This is a genomic window from Martelella sp. FOR1707 (genome assembly GCF_053484265.1).
Genome location: NZ_JBAKFP010000005.1, coordinates 480,023 through 495,387 on the forward strand (window position 1 = coordinate 480,023; position 15,365 = coordinate 495,387).

11 protein-coding genes are annotated in these 15,365 nt (G+C 64.1%); 7 read left to right on the top strand and 4 right to left on the bottom strand.

What is annotated here, in order from left to right; all coding sequences use genetic code 11:
* Positions 1-96: 96 nt before the first annotated feature.
* Together V6765_RS16550 and cysK are read left to right on the top strand one after the other, a co-directional pair.
* Entirely contained in the window at positions 97-1,365 is a 1,269-nt protein-coding gene (locus tag V6765_RS16550) for an MgtC/SapB family protein (RefSeq protein ID WP_448430700.1), read from the top strand.
* Between the two features lie 159 nt (positions 1,366-1,524).
* A complete protein-coding gene (cysK, locus tag V6765_RS16555; RefSeq protein ID WP_448430702.1) occupies positions 1,525-2,493 on the top strand; it encodes a cysteine synthase A in 969 nt (322 codons plus the stop codon).
* A gap of 324 nt (positions 2,494-2,817) precedes the next feature.
* On the opposite strand, the gene V6765_RS16560 is transcribed toward cysK, so the two are convergent.
* A complete protein-coding gene (locus tag V6765_RS16560; RefSeq protein ID WP_448430704.1) occupies positions 2,818-3,726 on the bottom strand; it encodes a response regulator in 909 nt (302 codons plus the stop codon).
* The gene (locus V6765_RS16565; RefSeq protein ID WP_448430706.1) at positions 3,719-7,090 is read right to left on the bottom strand and encodes a hybrid sensor histidine kinase/response regulator; all 3,372 of its coding nucleotides are present in this window, start codon (positions 7,088-7,090) and stop codon (positions 3,719-3,721) included. The genes V6765_RS16560 and V6765_RS16565 overlap by 8 nt, the downstream gene beginning before the upstream one ends.
* 167 nt (positions 7,091-7,257) lie before the next feature.
* On the opposite strand from V6765_RS16565, the gene V6765_RS16570 reads away from it, so the two are divergent.
* Positions 7,258-8,076, top strand: a complete 819-nt coding sequence (locus V6765_RS16570) for an aspartyl/asparaginyl beta-hydroxylase domain-containing protein (RefSeq protein WP_448430708.1) — start codon at positions 7,258-7,260, stop codon at positions 8,074-8,076.
* 560 nt (positions 8,077-8,636) lie between these two features.
* The gene (locus tag V6765_RS16575) at positions 8,637-10,046 is read left to right on the top strand and encodes an MATE family efflux transporter (protein WP_448430710.1); all 1,410 of its coding nucleotides are present in this window, start codon (positions 8,637-8,639) and stop codon (positions 10,044-10,046) included.
* Positions 10,047-10,071: 25 nt separating this feature from the next.
* On the opposite strand, the gene V6765_RS16580 is transcribed toward V6765_RS16575, so the two are convergent.
* Positions 10,072-11,496: an FAD-binding oxidoreductase gene (locus V6765_RS16580; RefSeq protein ID WP_448430712.1), complete on the bottom strand. Its 1,425-nt coding sequence runs from the start codon at positions 11,494-11,496 to the stop codon at positions 10,072-10,074.
* On the bottom strand, positions 11,497-12,480 hold the full coding sequence (locus V6765_RS16585) for an L-threonylcarbamoyladenylate synthase (RefSeq protein ID WP_448430714.1): 984 nt from the start codon (positions 12,478-12,480) through the stop codon (positions 11,497-11,499). It lies immediately after the preceding gene.
* A 67-nt stretch (positions 12,481-12,547) separates the two neighbouring features.
* Between V6765_RS16585 and V6765_RS16590 the strand changes: the two genes are divergently transcribed.
* From V6765_RS16590 to V6765_RS16600, 3 genes are all read left to right on the top strand, one after another.
* Positions 12,548-12,916 carry a RidA family protein gene (locus tag V6765_RS16590; RefSeq protein WP_448430716.1) on the top strand — a complete coding sequence of 123 codons (369 nt, stop codon included), beginning with the start codon at positions 12,548-12,550 and terminating at the stop codon, positions 12,914-12,916.
* A gap of 114 nt (positions 12,917-13,030) precedes the next feature.
* Positions 13,031-14,275 (top strand): aromatic ring-hydroxylating oxygenase subunit alpha, encoded by a 1,245-nt coding sequence (locus tag V6765_RS16595; protein ID WP_448430718.1) that lies wholly within the window; start codon positions 13,031-13,033, stop codon positions 14,273-14,275.
* 1 nt (position 14,276) lies between these two features.
* The gene (locus tag V6765_RS16600; protein WP_448430720.1) at positions 14,277-15,362 is read left to right on the top strand and encodes a 2Fe-2S iron-sulfur cluster-binding protein; all 1,086 of its coding nucleotides are present in this window, start codon (positions 14,277-14,279) and stop codon (positions 15,360-15,362) included.
* Positions 15,363-15,365: the final 3 nt, after the last annotated feature.

Sequence of the window (15,365 nt, forward strand, 5' to 3'; positions counted from 1 at the left end):
TTGCGCTCCCATTTCCAATTCCGTCCAGGCCGATGATGGGTTAGCTTCCCGCAAAGGCGGCGTGAAGGCGCCGTGAATTTCCCGGAGGTTTTGCCGATGGATATGATGGAAGCGTTTCAGCGGGTCGGGCTGGCGTTGGCGATCGGGCTCCTGGCCGGGATCGAGCGCGGCTGGCAGGAGCGCGATCTTGCCGACGGGCAGCGGGTGGCGGGGATCCGCACCTTTGCGCTTGTCGGGCTTTTGGGCGGGCTGGCCGGTTATCTCGGCATCGAGACCGGCACGGCGCTGCCGGCGATGCTGGCGGCGGGGCTGACCGTTGCCTTTGTCGTGTTCGAATATCTGGCCGCGACCCCGCGGCATGATTTCAGCGTGACCGGCGTGATCGCCGCGCTCGTGGTGTTTGCGCTCGGCATTGTTTCTGCCACCGGCGATATGCGGCTGGCGGCCGCCGGCGGGGTCGTCACCACCGTGCTACTGGCCGCCCGCCACGCGTTGCACGGTTTTCTCAAGTCCATGACATGGGTGGAGCTGCGTTCCGCGCTCGTGCTTCTGACGATGAGCTTCGTGGCGCTGCCGCTACTGCCCAACCGCGCGATCGATCCATGGGGCGGGTTTAATCCGTTTTCCGTCTGGCTGATGACGGTGATGATCGCGGCCCTTTCCTATGCCGGCTATGTGGCGATGCGCATCGGCGGTCCGGAGCGCGGCATCCTGTTTGCCGGCGCCACCGGCGGCATCGTGTCCTCCACGGCGACGACGCTGTCGTTCGCGCGCATTTCCGTCGGCCAGCCGGCGTTGGCGCAAAGGCTCGCGGGCGCGGCGTCGATTGCCGGCGGACTGTCGCTGGTGCGCTGCTTCGTGATCGCTTCGGTCGTGGCCCCGGTGCTGATGAAGCCGCTGGCCTTGGCCCTTGCGCCGGGGCTTTGCGTCTTCCTCGCTGCGGGCTTCCTCCTGAGCCGCAGCCGGGACACCGCCGGATCGAACACCGAACTCGAGCTTTCCAACCCGTTCGAATTGCAGTCGGTGCTGCGGTTCGGCGCGTTGCTGGGCGTCATCAGCTTTCTCGCGAAGGTGCTGGTCAAATTCCTGGGGCCGGCGAGTATTGTGTTCATCGCGCTCGTCTCCGGCATTCCCGATCTTGACGCCATCACGCTTTCGACCGCGCATCTGGCCGGCAAGGCCGTGCCCGTTCATACCGCCGCGATCGCGGTGCTCACGGCGACGGTCTCCAACCTCGTCACCAAGGTGGTGCTGGCCTATGGCAGCGGCACGAGGACCTATGGCAGGCTTCTCGCCCTGGTCACGCTGGCGGTGATCGTCGTGGGCGGCGCGTGTTTCTGGTGGTACAGTGCGTTCTTTCAGTGAAGACGGGCCGGTTGGTTGCGCGATGTGGAATGAATTTGCGGCAGTTGAGCGGTAATTGGAATCGCATTCCCCGGGGATGCGGAGCGTGACCTGTTCTTGCCTCGAATTTCCGCTCCCGCGACCCTACCTAGATTGTAACGAATTCAAGGGAGCACAGTCATGGAACAGAACGGCAAGCCCGGACGCGGGAAGGTATACGGATCCATCCTCGAGACGATCGGCGATACGCCGCTCGTTCGCCTCGACAAACTGGCGAAGGAACATGGCGTCAAGGCCAACCTGCTCGCCAAGCTCGAATTCTTCAACCCGATCGCCTCGGTGAAGGACCGCATCGGCTTCGCCATGATCGACGCGCTGGAAAAGGCCGGCAAGATCACGCCCGGCAAGTCCGTGCTGGTGGAGCCGACATCCGGCAATACCGGTATCGCGCTGGCGTTTGCGGCCGCCGCCAAGGGCTACAGGCTGATCCTCACCATGCCGGAATCGATGTCGATAGAACGCCGTAAGATGTTGGCGCTGCTCGGCGCCGAACTGGTGCTGACCGAGCCGCCGAAGGGCATGAAGGGCGCGGTCGCCAGGGCCGAGGAAATCGCCGCGGAAACCGAGAACGCGGTGATCCCGCAGCAGTTCGAAAACCCGGCCAATCCCGAAATCCACCGCAAGACCACGGCCGAGGAAATCTGGAACGACACCCATGGCGAGGTCGATATCTTCGTCTCCGGCATCGGCACGGGCGGTACGATCACCGGCGTCGGCCAGGTGCTGAAGCAGAAGAAGAAGGACGTGCATGTGGTGGCCGTGGAGCCGACCGCCTCGCCGGTTCTGTCGGGCGGCTCGCCCGCGCCGCACAAGATCCAGGGCATCGGCGCCGGCTTCGTGCCCGGCGTGCTCGACACTTCGGTCTATGACGAGATCGTGCAGGTCGAAAACGACGACGCCTTCGCGCTCGCCCGCGAAGTGGCCCGTCTTGAGGGCGTGCCGGTCGGCATTTCCTCCGGCGCCGCGCTGAAGGCGGCGATCGAGGTCGGCTCGCGGCCCGAGAATGAAGGCAAGACCATCGTGGTCATCATTCCGTCCTTTGCCGAGCGCTATCTGTCGACGGCGCTGTTCGAGGGTCTCGGGCAGTAACGACGCTCAGGTATTGAAAGGCGCGCGGCGGGAGCTGCGCGCCTTTTTGTATGCACAGGGGCTGTATTGCTCGCTGTTCGCCGGTTTCGCCCGCCTGAGTAAAAGTCGGTGGCGGCTGTTCTTGCTCCCAATACTCTCTCCCGCTGGCGGGAGAGATGCCCCGAAGGGGCAGTGAGGATGGCGCGGCAATTCAAGTTGCACGGGCGTTCGCGGGGATAGACTCCCCCCTCACTATCTCTCCTCTCCGAGGCGAGAAGATTGGGGGCTATGCGATGGAGGCTGCCCAAGGAAGGCAGAGTCGCGCCGGCTCCTCAGGCGGCTCGCTCACATCCCGTGCAGCACATAGGCGGCCTTTACGGCGGCAGACGCCCGGTTTTCGACTCCGAGCTTCACATAGATGGTTTCGAGATGCTTGTTCACCGTGCGGGTGGAAAGGCCGAGGATATCGCCGATATCGCGGTTGGTCTTGCCCTTGGCGATCCAGGCCAGCACTTCGGCCTCGCGCGCGGTCAGCGGAAATTCCTTGCGCAGCGCCTCGTCGTCGCTGACGGGGTTCGCGGGCGTGACGCGGAACAGGTATTCGCTGGCCCCGGTCTTCTCCAGAAAGGCGAGCTGGAACAGCTTTTTGCCGTTTTCGGTGATCGGCAGGATGGCGTCGGGGCTCGCCACCGGTTCGCCGCCTGCAAGCCAGTCCGCAAGCTGGCGCGACACGAAACCGAGATCGGCGCCGGCGCCGACCGCGTCGTGGATCAGCCGGCTTGCCTGCGGCGTCATCCAGCGCAGCCCGCCCTCGGCGTCCGAGGCTAGAAGGTGGCGTCCCGTGGCATCGAGCGCCACCCGCGCGCTCTGGGTCGAGCGGGCATTGGCGAGATGGACGCGGATGCGGGCGCGCAACTCGTCGATGTTGATCGGCTTGGTGAGGTAGTCGACCCCGCCCGATTCCAGCGCATGGACGATATGCTCGGTCTCCGAAAGGCCGGTCATGAAGATCACCGGCGTCTCGGCGGAGGGGCCGGCCTTCAGCCGCCGGCAGGCCTCGAACCCGTCCATCTTCGGCATTACCGCGTCCATCAGCACGATATCGGGCGTGATCCGCTCGACGATCGACAGCGCGCTCGCGCCCGAGGTCGCGATCAGCACCGAATAGCCGGAGGCCTCCAGCGCCTCGGTGAGGAAACTCAGCGCATCCGGACTGTCATCGACCAGGAGAACGATTTCCTGTGGCTCAGCCATCCCCGTCCCCCTCGGCCGGAAGCGATCTCACGAAGCGCAGGAAGCCATCGAGATCGAAACGATCGACATAGCCTGTCGCCGCCTCGACAAACGGCTTGTGCGTGGCCGCGAGCGTCATGAGCTTGTCCTTGATGCCCCGGTGATAGCCGATCTCCGCCAGACGGATCAATTCCGCGCATTCAGTTTTCGGCGGCGGGACGACCCGTTCCGGCGTTTTTGCCGCCCTGACCGGCGCAGCATCCGCCGCTTGCCGCCATGTCAGGCCGAGATGCATGCCGAGCACGTCTTTCAGCCGCTTCAGGTTCACGGGTTTGGACAGCGTGTCGTTATGGCTGTCATCGCCGTGGCCGATCTCGGCGTCGTCGCCGATATTGGCGGAGAGCATGATGATCGGCCGCGTCACGCCGCGCTCGCGCAGCGCCGTTGCCAGTTGCCAGCCATTCATGCCGGGCATGCGGATATCGAGCAGGAACAGGTCCGGCGGTTCGATCGCGGTCTGTTCGAGACAGGCCGCGCCGCTTTCGGCCAGCATCACGTTGAAGCCGAGCGGGTGCAGGATATCGGCCATCATCGCGCGATGATCCTCATTGTCGTCGACAACCATGATCGTGCGGGGCGGGCCGTCATAGACGCCGGCGTCCACGCCGGCTTGCGGCGGCGTCGGGCGGTCGACGGAGGCGAGCATCAGCCGCACCGAGAAGGTCGCGCCCTCGCCGGGGCGGCTCTTGACCGCGATATCGCCGCCAAGCGTGTTGACCAGCAGCTTGGTGATCGTCAGGCCGAGACCGAGGCCCGGCTTGTCGCGCGTTCCCCCGCGCTCGAACGGCTCGTAGATACGGCCGAGATGCTTCTCATCGATGCCGCTGCCGGTATCGGTCACGGTGAAGGTGGCGACCTGGCTGCGATAACGGGCATCGAAGGTGACGGTGCCATGATCGGTGAACTTCACCGCGTTTGACAAGAGGTTGACCAGGATCTGGCGCAGGCGCTTCTCGTCGGTGCGCACATAGGCGGGCAGGTTCCGGTCGCGGCCGTGACGGAAGGCAAGACCCTTGGCACGGGCCTGAGTCTCGAAGATGTCGACGATCTGATCGAGGAATTCGCCGAGATTGATCTCGTTGGAATAGACCTGCAGCCGGCCGGATTCGATCCGGGAAATATCGAGCAACCCGTCGATCAGGCCCGAAAGATAATCGGCGGAGCGGCGGATCGACTGGATTGCCGGCTGGCGCGCCTCGGGGATCGACGGGTCGCGCTCCAGCAATTGCGCATAGCCCGACACCGCGTTGAGCGGCGTTCTGAGTTCGTGGGAGAGGCCCACCACATAGCGGCTCTTGGCGCGGTTGGCGGATTCGGCGGCCTCCTTGGCGGCCTGCAGCGCGGCGTCGGTCTTCTCGTGCGCCGCGATTTCCTTGAGCAGCAGCGTGGTCTGGCGCGAGGATTCCTCCTCGGCGACCTTGCGGCTGTCCTGGGCTAGCACGAAGAACCAGGCGACCACGCCGGCAATCAGCGCGAAGACGAAGAACACGATCAGCGCGGTGTTGTAGACCACCACCTGCGTTTCCGGCGCCGCGCGCGCGGTCTGATAGGCGATCATCGCCAGGATCGCGCCGATCGCGGTGATCGAAAGCGCGAGCGTGATGCCGTAGCGCCCGAGCCGTGTGGCGAGCTGGGCGACGATCCGCGCCGGCAGCAGCTTGTGGGCGACGCTTCCAAGCTGGGCCTCGAACTTGGCGTTCGGCTTGCAAAGATCGTGGCAACGGCTGTCGAGCGAGCAGCACAGCGAACAGATCGGTCCCGCATAGGCCGGGCACCACGCCATGTCTTCCGGCTCGAAGGCGTGTTCGCAGATCGAGCAGGTGATCGCCGTCTTTTCCTGCCAGCCCTTGCGCTGGCGGCGGGCGAGGTAGTAGCGCCCGCCCGTTCCCCAGGCGATCAGCGGCGAGGCGATCAGCGCGACGAAAAGGGCGATGAACGGCGCGAAGGAGACAGCGAGCGCGCCGAACAGGCCGAAATGGGCGGCTAGGGCGATCGCGCATGAAAGCGTCATCGCGCCAAGCCCGACAGGGTTGATGTCGTAGAGATGGGCGCGCTTGAACTCGATGCCGGGCGGCGACAGGCCGAGCGGCTTGTTGATGATGAGGTCGGCCGAGATCGTCGACAGCCAGGCCATGGCGACGATCGAGAACACGCTGAGCGAGGCCTCCAGCAGCCGGTAGATGCCGAGCTGCATCAACAGCAGCGCGATCGCCACATTGAACACCAGCCACACCACCCGGCCGGGATGGCTGTGGGTCAGCCGCGAGAAGAAGTTCGACCAGGCGAGCGAGCCCGCATAGGCGTTCATCACATTGATCTTGAGCTGGGAGACCACCACAAAGGCGGCCATCAGCATCAGCGCCGCCGTCTGGTTGGGGATCATGTAGCCGAAGGCGGTGAGGTACATATGGGCGGGATCGGCGGCCTCGCTCGCCGGCATGCCGGTGGAAAGCGCGAGCACGGCCAGAAACGACCCCGCCATCAGCTTCGGCACGCCGACCACGACCCAGCCGGGGCCGGCAAGAAAGATCGCGATCCGGTGACGGAGCTTGCGCTTGCCGGTGGCGGGCAGAAAGCGCAGGAAGTCGACCTGCTCGCCGATCTGCGGCATCAGCGCGAAGATCACGCCGGCCGCCGCCGCAAAGCCGGCCAGCGTGAACGGCGCGGCCATGCCCGGTTCCGCCGCTTCTGCATGCAGCCCGCCGAAGGCCCGCCACAGCTCGAACTTTTCGTAGTCCATGAAGGCGATGAAGATGAACGGCGCGATGTTGAGCACGATCCAGAACGGCTGGGTGATCAACTGAAACCGCGAGATCATCTGCACGCCATAGGTGACGAGCGGGATCACCACCACGGCGGAGATGACGTAGCTGATCCAGAGCGGTATGCCGAAGGCAAGCTCCAGCGCGCCTGACATGATCGAGGCTTCGATGGCAAACAGGATGAAGGTGAAGCTCGCATAGATCAGCGAGGTCACCGTGGAGCCGATATAGCCGAAGGATGCGCCGCGCGTCAGCAGATCAATATCCACGCCGTGGCGGATCGCGTAGCGTGCGATCGGAAGACCCGCCAGCAGCATCACGACCGAGGCGACGATCGCGGCGTAAAACGCGTTGGTGGTGCCATAGGAGAGCGTGATCGTACCGCCGATCGCTTCCAGCGCCAGAAACGAGATCGCGCCGATCGCGGTCTGCGAAATCCGGCTGGAGGAAAACCGCCGCGCGCTCTTGGCGGTAAAGCGCAGCGCGTAGTCTTCCAGCGTCTGGTTTGCGACCCAGCGGTTATATTCGCGCCGGACCGGTATGATGCGTTGGCGTGGTGTCATCAATCGCTCGCAAGGAGAGGTGAGACAAATGTTTCGGCATCCCGGGCGCTTGGCAAGCAAAAACGCGTGGATATCCGCCCTTGCCGCCGCACTTTTTCCTTTTTCGTTACAATGTTATGCTGATCGCGTGCAGGAAGGTCCAACGCGCAGCATCAAAGAGGGGCATCATGGCAAAAGCAGAGAGTGAAACCGCCGGTCACGGCCAGACCTTCGGCACCGAGGGCATCACGCCGATGGATCGCCCGAGCGCCGTCACCCGCTTCTTCATGGGCATCGTCAACTGGGCCGAGAAGCTCAACCTGAAATACGCTATCCACGGCAACCCGCCGGTCTATGACAATGCCACCTTCCCGTGGTCGAAGGAGATCGAAGCGGCCGCGCCCGCGATCCGCGCCGAGCTCGACAAGATCCTGCTGCGCCAGTCGGAGCTGCCGAGTTTTCAGGACATCTCGACCGATGTGAAGACGATCTCCGACGACAATCACTGGAAGACCTTCTTCCTGCTCGGCTACGGGCTGAAATCGGAGCAGAACATCAAGGCCTGCCCCAAGACCTGGGAGGCGATGCAGAAAATCCCCGGTCTCACCACGGTGATGTTCTCGATCTTCGAGCCCGGCAAGCACCTGCCGGCCCATCGCGGCCCCTATAACGGCGTGCTGCGCCTCCATCTCGGCATGATCGTGCCCGAGGCCGAGCCCGATCAGCTCGCAATCCGCGTCAAGGATCAGATCTGCCACTGGGAAGAGGGCAAGGTGCTGATCTTCGACGATGCCTATGAGCACGAGGCTTGGAACCACACCGACAAGACCCGCGTGGTGCTGTTCGTCGATTTCGTCAAGCCAACCCGGTTCCCGGCCAAGATGGTCAACTGGATGCTGATGAACCTCGCCGTGTTCACGCCCTTCATCCGCGAGGGGCTGGATAACCACAAGGACTGGGAAAAGAAGTTCTACGCCGAGGCCGAGGCGCTCAGGAACCGGCCGTGAGGTATGGGGTTTGCTCTGCGACGGCCGGATACACATTGCCGGCGTTGCGATTATGCGCGGAACGTGCGGTTCCTGCCAAAGCCTCGCCGCCCGGCAAACAATCTCCCCCCTTGAGGGGGAGATGCCCCGACAGGGGCAGAGAGGGGTGAAACTTCTCTGCTAGTTCGGAGTGTGCGGCTTTTAGGGCTTACGCCCTTTACCCCTCTCTGTCGCTTTCGCGACATCTCCCCCTCAAGGGGGGAGATTGGGGCTGAAAGGTCCGAGAAACAAAGACAGTCAGACGTTTGCTGAGATTCGGACAGGCCAGGCCCCTGTGGTAACGGTGGGCGAGTGAGACGAAAGCCAACACGGTCTGCGTGTCCGCCCGCTTGACTTGCGGCCATTACGCGGGCTAATTGCGCGCGGCTGCTGACGCCTGCCGCCCGCGCGCCGAAATGGCGATGGTGAAGTCAGTCCGATCTTCGGTTTTTCGTTTCTCCAGCGACACTCGAAGCATAAGGCAATGCGGGTACCGTGCGTGGCCGTTCCGGCGGCATGAGTGTCCTTGAAGGGCAACGAAAATGTCTGATGTCGCTTCGCCCCGCGCGAATCCTTATCTTTCCGGCCCGGTCGGGCCGCTGTTTCTGAGAACCGCCGCGCCCATCGTTCTGCTGATGCTCGTCAGCGGGCTCTACACCATCGTCGACGCGATCTTTCTGGGCCTGCTCGTCGGTCCCCGCGCGCTGGCCGCCGTCACGCTGGTCTTCCCGATCTTCATGGCGGTGGCCGCGCTGTCGACACTGGTGTCCTCCGGCATGGCCTCCATTCTGGCGCGACGGCTCGGCGCCGGCGATGATGACGGCGCGCAGGCGGTGCTGCAATCGGCGATGATGCTGTCGCTGGTTGTGGCCGTGCTGCTGATGACATTCTATCTCACGCTCGGCGTCAGGCTTGTCGACTGGTTTTCCGAAGGCGATGCCGGGCTTGCCTCCATGGCGAAAACCTATCTGGCATTCGTGATTTTCGGCAGTCCGCTGCAGTTTCTGATCTCGATTCAGGGCGACGCCCTGCGCTCGGAGGGCAAGCCGGGGGTGATGGCCGGGATCGGCGTTCTGGTCACGCTCGCCAATATCGGCTTCAACTATGTCTTGATCGCCGGCCTTGGCTGGGGCGTTGCCGGTTCGGCTATCGGCACGCTTGCGGCGCAGGCAGTGGCCATGGGCGTCGTGATCTGGCTCCGGCTTTCGGGCCGCACCCCGCTTGCGCTTTTGCGCCGCACCGGCCACCGGCTGACGGAGGCGTGGCCGCGCATTCTGGCGCTCGGCCTTCCGCCGTCTCTGGGGCTTGCCGGCACCAGTCTTTCGGCCGGCTGCTATATTATCGGCATCGGCATCTGGAGCGGCGACAACCACGATATCGCGATCGCCGCCTATGGCATCGCCTCGCGGCTTCTGACCTTCGCCTTCCTGCCGCTCCTGGGGCTGAACTTCGCCTGCCAGTCGATCGTCGGCAATAATTTCGGCGCGCATATGTTCGGTCGCTCGGACCGGACACTGCTTGTCGGCCTCGCCACGGGGCTTGGCTACGGGTTTGCCGTCGAGCTAGCCTTTATTGTCGGTGCAAGGCCGATCGCCGCGCTGTTCGTGACCGATCCGGCGGTGATTGCCGAGGCTGTGCATATCGTGCGGATCGTGACCGCCGCCTATGTCCTCGTCGCGCCGCTGATGGTGCTTGCCGGCTATTTCCAGGCGCTCGGCATGGCCTCCAGGGCGGCGGCGATCACGCTCGGGCGCACCTATGTCTTCACCCTGCCGCTGATCTTCATCCTGCCGTTCATATTCGGCGAAACGGGGTTGTGGATGGCCGCGCCGATCAGCGATCTCGGCATGCTGGCGATCGCCATCACGGTGCTGTGGCTGAACCGGCGCAGGGCGCGGTTCGGCCTGTTTTACGGAAACCGGGAAACCGTCATCGCGGCGGAGGCGGCCTGAGCCGCCCCAAAGCTGCGGGTGCGTATCAGGCCTTCAACACCTTGTCCGGGTTCATGATGCCGGCGGGATCGAAGGCCTTCTTGATCCGCCGCATCAGCTCGATCTCGATCGGCTCGCGAATGCGCGCAAGCTCGTCGCGCTTCAGCCGGCCGATGCCGTGTTCGGCGGAAATCGAACCGCCATGGGCGAGCACGATGGCGTGGACGATTGCGTTGACCTCGCCCCAGCGCGCCAGGAAGGCGGGTTTGTCCGCGCCTTCCGGCTGCGAGATGTTGTAGTGGATATTGCCGTCGCCGAGATGGCCGAAGGCGCAGATGCGCGCGCCCGGCACGGCCGCCATCGCTGCCGCATCCGCCTCTTGCAGGAAGGCGGGCACGGCGGAGACCGGAACCGAGACATCGTGCTTGATCGACCCGCCCTCCGGCTTCTGCGCCTCCGACATGGTTTCGCGCATATGCCAGAGTTCGGCGATTTCGGCGTCGGACTTGGCGATCACGGCGTCTTCCACCAGGCCCTGTTCAAAGGCCTCTTCCAGCAATGCCGTGATCATGGCGTTGGCCGATTCCTGGCTGTCCGAGGTCGAAACATCGATCAGCGTGTACCAGGGATAGGCGGTCGACAGCGGGTTTCGCGCGCCTTCGGTATGCTTGACCGTGAACGCGAAGGCCATCTCGGCCATGAGCTCGAAGCCCGTCAGCGCGGACGCGCAACGGGTGGCGGCGAGATTGAACAGCGCCAGCGCCTTTTCCGGCGAGGCGACCCCGGCAAAGGCCACCTGATGGCCCTTCGGGCGGGGGAACAGCTTCAGCACCGCGCCGGTGATGATGCCGAGCGTGCCTTCCGCGCCGATGAACAGGTCGCGCAGGTCGTAGCCGGTGTTGTCCTTTTTCAGCGAGCGCAGGCCGTTCCAGATCTCGCCGGTGGGCAGCACCACTTCGAGGCCGAGGCAGAGATTGCGCATATTGCCATAGGCGAGCACCGCCGTGCCGCCGGCATTGGTCGCAAGATTGCCGCCGATGCGCGCCGAGCCTTCCGCGCCGAGCGACAGCGGGAACAGCCGGTCATTGTCGGCTGCGGCCTTCTGTGCCTCGGCAAGGATCACACCGCTATCGACCACCATGAAATTGCCGGCGGTATCGATCTTGCGGATATTGGTCATGCGTTCCAGTGAGAGCACGATATCGGTGCCCTCCTCGCGCGGAACCGCACCGCCGACATGGCCCGTACGCCCGGATGCGGGCACGACCGGGGTCTTGGTCTCGCTCGCAAGCTTCATGATCGCGGCCACCTCTGCGGTGGAACCGGGCTTCAGAACCAGCGCAGTCGCGCCGTGATAGAGGCCCCGGGTCTCGGTGAGGTAGGGTGCGATATCGCCGGGCTCGGTCAGGGCGTGGCTTGCGCCGACGATTTCGGCGAAACGGGCGATCAGGTCTTTCTCAGGGCCGGGCATTCAGTCGTAGTCCTTGGGGCGGGGGGCCGCGGCGCGGGCGAGCCGGTCGTTGATCGCCTCGCCGATGCCATCATGGGGAATGGGCGTCACAGCGATCGCGCTGGCGCCGCTCAGATCGGCCTGTTTCATCACGTCATAGAGCCTGCTTGCCGCCTCCGCTGTGTCGGCGGTCTTGGAGAGCTGAAGCGTGACATGGGCAGCCGCGGCATTGTCGATCACGGGCGCGCCGAACATGATCAGCGCCTCGCCGGGCTCGACATGGCTGACATTGAGCCGCACGGCGGCGTTGGGCGCATAATGCGAGGCCATCATGCCAGGGGCCTCGATCGCGCCGGGGCTGGCGGGCCGCGTCACCGAAAGGCCCGTCAGCCGCTCCACCGCCTCAGCGGGGATGCCGCCCGGCCTGAGCAGGGTGATGGTCTCGCCCTCGACCTTGAGGATCGTTGATTCGACCCCGACGATTGCGGGACCGGCATCGATGATCAGTTGCAGCCGGTCGCCGAGATCGGCGTCCACATGGCCGGCCGTGGTCGGGCTCAGCCGGCCGGAGCGGTTGGCGCTGGGGGCTGCCAGCGGGTGGCCGGTTTCGGCAATCAGCCGGCCGGCGAAGCCGCGCGGCACCCGGACGGCGACCGTGGAAAGCCCGGCGGTGGCCGCGGTTGCGATCCCGGCCTCCGGCTTCAGCGGCAGCACCAGCGTCAGCGGACCGGGCCAGAAGGCCTCGGCAAGTTCGCGCGCCAGCGGCGAGAACTCGGCATAGCGCTCGGCCATCGCAAGATCGGCCATATGGCAGATCAGCGGGTTGAAGGAAGGTCGGTTCTTGGCGGCGTAGATTTTCGCGATCGCGTCCGCATCTGTGGCGTCGCCGGCAAGGCCGTAGACGGTTTCGGTGGGTATCGCGACCAGTTCGCCGGCGATCAGCAACTGCCGGCCCTCCGCCAGCGCAAGCTCTTCTTCCCGGCTGATATCGATGATCCGCGCCATGGTAATCCCGCCCTTCCTGTTCCATCATCGTTTAAAACAACCCAAACGCTGAACAAAGGATTTTCTGATGCGACGGATTTTCTCGGGCGGGATTTATGAGAAGAAGATCGGTTATTGCCGCGCCGTGGTCGCGGGCGGCTTCGTGCATGTGGCGGGCACCACCGCACAGGGCATCGATATTCCCGAGGATGTCGAAGGCCAGTGCCGCTCAGCGCTGGCGGCCATCGAGAAGGCGCTCGGCGAGGCCGGCTCGAGCTTTGCCGATGTCGTGCGGGTCACCTATTACCTGCCGCATGCGCCGGATTTCGAGGCCTGCTGGCCGCTGCTGGCGAAAACCTTCGGCGACAACCCGCCGGCGGCGACCATGATCGAATGCGGCCTGATCGACCCGAAATACCGGATCGAGATCGAAGTCACGGCGCTGGCGCGCGGGTGACGCGCAAAAGACGCGTGTCGTCTTTTCCGAAAGTCATGTCGTGAATGGAATGCATGCCGAAGGGCGCGGGTGATTAAATGAAAATTATTGCCCGTCTTCGCCCCGGAGGCCGCCATGACGATACGCCAGAAGATGCTGGAAGAGCTGAAGAACCGCCGCGACGGTTTCACGCTCGCCCGGCCGTTTTATACCGACCCGGACTATTTCCGCGTCGACATGGAGAATTTCTATTATCGCGACTGGCTGTTCGTCGCCCATGATTGCGAACTGCCGCGTCCGGGCAATTACCTGACGATCCAGATCGGCGATTATTCTGTGATCCTCACGCGCGGGCGCGACAAGGTCATCCGGGCGCTGCATAATTCCTGCCGCCATCGCGGCTCGCGCGTCTGCTCCGCGGAAAAGGGCACCACCGCCAAGCTCGTCTGTCCCTATCACCAGTGGACCTATGACCTCGACGGCTCGCTGCAATATGTCCGCCACATGGGCGAGGATTTCGACAAGGCGCAATACGGGCTGAAGCCGGTCCATTGCGAGAGCATCGAGGGCTATATCTTCATCTGCCTCGCCGATGCCGCGCCCGATATCGCGCCGCTGAGGGAGACGATCGCCCCCTATATCGCGCCCCATAACATTCGCGAGACCAAAGTGGCCTTCAAGTCCTCGATCGTCGAGAAGGGCAATTGGAAGCTCGTCTGGGAGAACAATCGCGAGTGCTATCACTGCGCCGCCAATCACCCGGAGCTTTGCCGCACCTATCCCGAAGCCGCCTCCGTCACCGGCGTGCAGGGGATGGCGGATGATCCGGAAATCCAGGCGCACTGGGCCCATTGCGAGGCGGCGGGACTTGAGGCGAAATTCTTCATCAATCCCGACGGCCAGTTCCGCATCACCCGCATGCCGCTGATCGCGGGGGCGGAAAGCTACACCATGTCCGGCCAGCGCGCGGTGAAGAAGCCGATGGGGCCGAAGACCAACGCCGCCGGAATCGGCGCGCTGCTGCTGTTTCATTATCCCACCACCTGGAACCATTTCCTGGGCGACCACGCAATCTCCTTCCGTGTGCTGCCGCTCGGGCCGGAGGAAACCGAGGTCACCACCACATGGCTGGTGCCGAAGGACGCGGTCGAGGGCATCGACTACGATCTCGAGGAACTCACCCATGTCTGGACCTTCACCAACGACCAGGACCGCCAGATCGTTGAAGAGAACGCGCGCGGCATCCGCTCGCCCGCCTATGAGCCCGGCCCCTATTGCGACGAGGATGAGGGCGGCGTGATGCAGTTCGTCGAATGGTACGCGAACACTTCGATTTCGCGGCTTTCCGACACCGCCGCGCCGCTGTCGATCGTTGCCTGACATGATCAAGCCGCAGCCCTTCAAGCATATCGACGAGATGGTGCCGTGGAATGGCCGCGAGCATATGCTCGAATGCGTGGCCTGGACGCCGGAAGCGCCGGACGTGATGACCTTCACCTTCAAGGCGGAGCAGGAGAATATCTGGTTCCGCTATATGCCGGGCCAGTATATCACGCTGGAACTTCCTGTCGGCCCCGAGCCGATCCTCAGGACCTATACGATCTCGTCCAGCCCGACCCGGCCCTTCACCATCGCGGTGACGGTGAAGGCGCAGAAGGACAGCATCGGCACGCGCTGGATGTTCGAGAACCTGCATCCCGGCATGAAGCTGAAGGCGATCGGCCCGCTCGGCGATTTTACCTATGTCACCAAGCCGGCGGAGAAATACCTGTTCATCTCGGCGGGCTCGGGGATCACGCCCATGATGTCGATGACGCGCGATCTCGGCGACCGCGATCCCGACACCGATATCGCCTTCATCCACTGCGCCCGCTCGCCCAACGACATCATCTTCCGCTGGGAGTTGGAGTACAAGGCGCGCTACATGCCGTTCTTCAATCTCGGCTTCATCGTCACCGAGCTGGAGCGCACGCAGCTCTGGTCCGGGCTGAAGGGCTTTATCGACCGCGCCAAGATCGCGCTTCTGGTGCCGGATTTCCTGGAGCGTCGCGTGTTCTGCTGCGGGCCAGATCCGTTCATGGCGACGGTTCGGGATTCGCTTGAAAGCTCCAGCTTCGACATGGAAAACAACTATTTCCAGGAGACCTTCAAGCCGGAAGCGCCGACGCCGGCGGTCTTTGTCGGCGAAAGCGCGGACGAGGACAGGCGGCTGGTGATCGAATTCGCCGATTCGGGCGTACGCGCCGAGGTGCCGCCCGGCTTCACGATCCTGCAGACCGCACGCAATGCCGGGGTCCGTATTCCCGCCGCCTGCGAGAGCGGCATCTGCGGCACCTGCCGCACCATGTGCAAATCCGGCAAGGTCGACATGCAGCACAATGGCGGCATTCTCGATGACGAGATCGAGGAGGGCTATATCCTCGCCTGCTGCTCGCGTCCGCTGACGGATGTCGAGGTCGAGGCCTGAGGT

What these genes read in the sequence shown, in the direction of transcription:
- V6765_RS16550 (WP_448430700.1), top strand. Translation starts at nt 97, where the DNA reads ATGGATATGATGGAAGCGTTTCAGCGGGTCGGGCTGGCGTTGGCGATC.
- cysK (WP_448430702.1), top strand. Translation starts at nt 1,525, where the DNA reads ATGGAACAGAACGGCAAGCCCGGACGCGGGAAGGTATACGGATCCATC.
- V6765_RS16560 (WP_448430704.1), bottom strand. Translation starts at nt 3,726, where the DNA reads ATGGCTGAGCCACAGGAAATCGTTCTCCTGGTCGATGACAGTCCGGAT.
- V6765_RS16565 (WP_448430706.1), bottom strand. Translation starts at nt 7,090, where the DNA reads ATGACACCACGCCAACGCATCATACCGGTCCGGCGCGAATATAACCGC.
- V6765_RS16570 (WP_448430708.1), top strand. Translation starts at nt 7,258, where the DNA reads ATGGCAAAAGCAGAGAGTGAAACCGCCGGTCACGGCCAGACCTTCGGC.
- V6765_RS16575 (WP_448430710.1), top strand. Translation starts at nt 8,637, where the DNA reads ATGTCTGATGTCGCTTCGCCCCGCGCGAATCCTTATCTTTCCGGCCCG.
- V6765_RS16580 (WP_448430712.1), bottom strand. Translation starts at nt 11,496, where the DNA reads ATGCCCGGCCCTGAGAAAGACCTGATCGCCCGTTTCGCCGAAATCGTC.
- V6765_RS16585 (WP_448430714.1), bottom strand. Translation starts at nt 12,480, where the DNA reads ATGGCGCGGATCATCGATATCAGCCGGGAAGAAGAGCTTGCGCTGGCG.
- V6765_RS16590 (WP_448430716.1), top strand. Translation starts at nt 12,548, where the DNA reads ATGCGACGGATTTTCTCGGGCGGGATTTATGAGAAGAAGATCGGTTAT.
- V6765_RS16595 (WP_448430718.1), top strand. Translation starts at nt 13,031, where the DNA reads ATGACGATACGCCAGAAGATGCTGGAAGAGCTGAAGAACCGCCGCGAC.
- V6765_RS16600 (WP_448430720.1), top strand. Translation starts at nt 14,277, where the DNA reads ATGATCAAGCCGCAGCCCTTCAAGCATATCGACGAGATGGTGCCGTGG.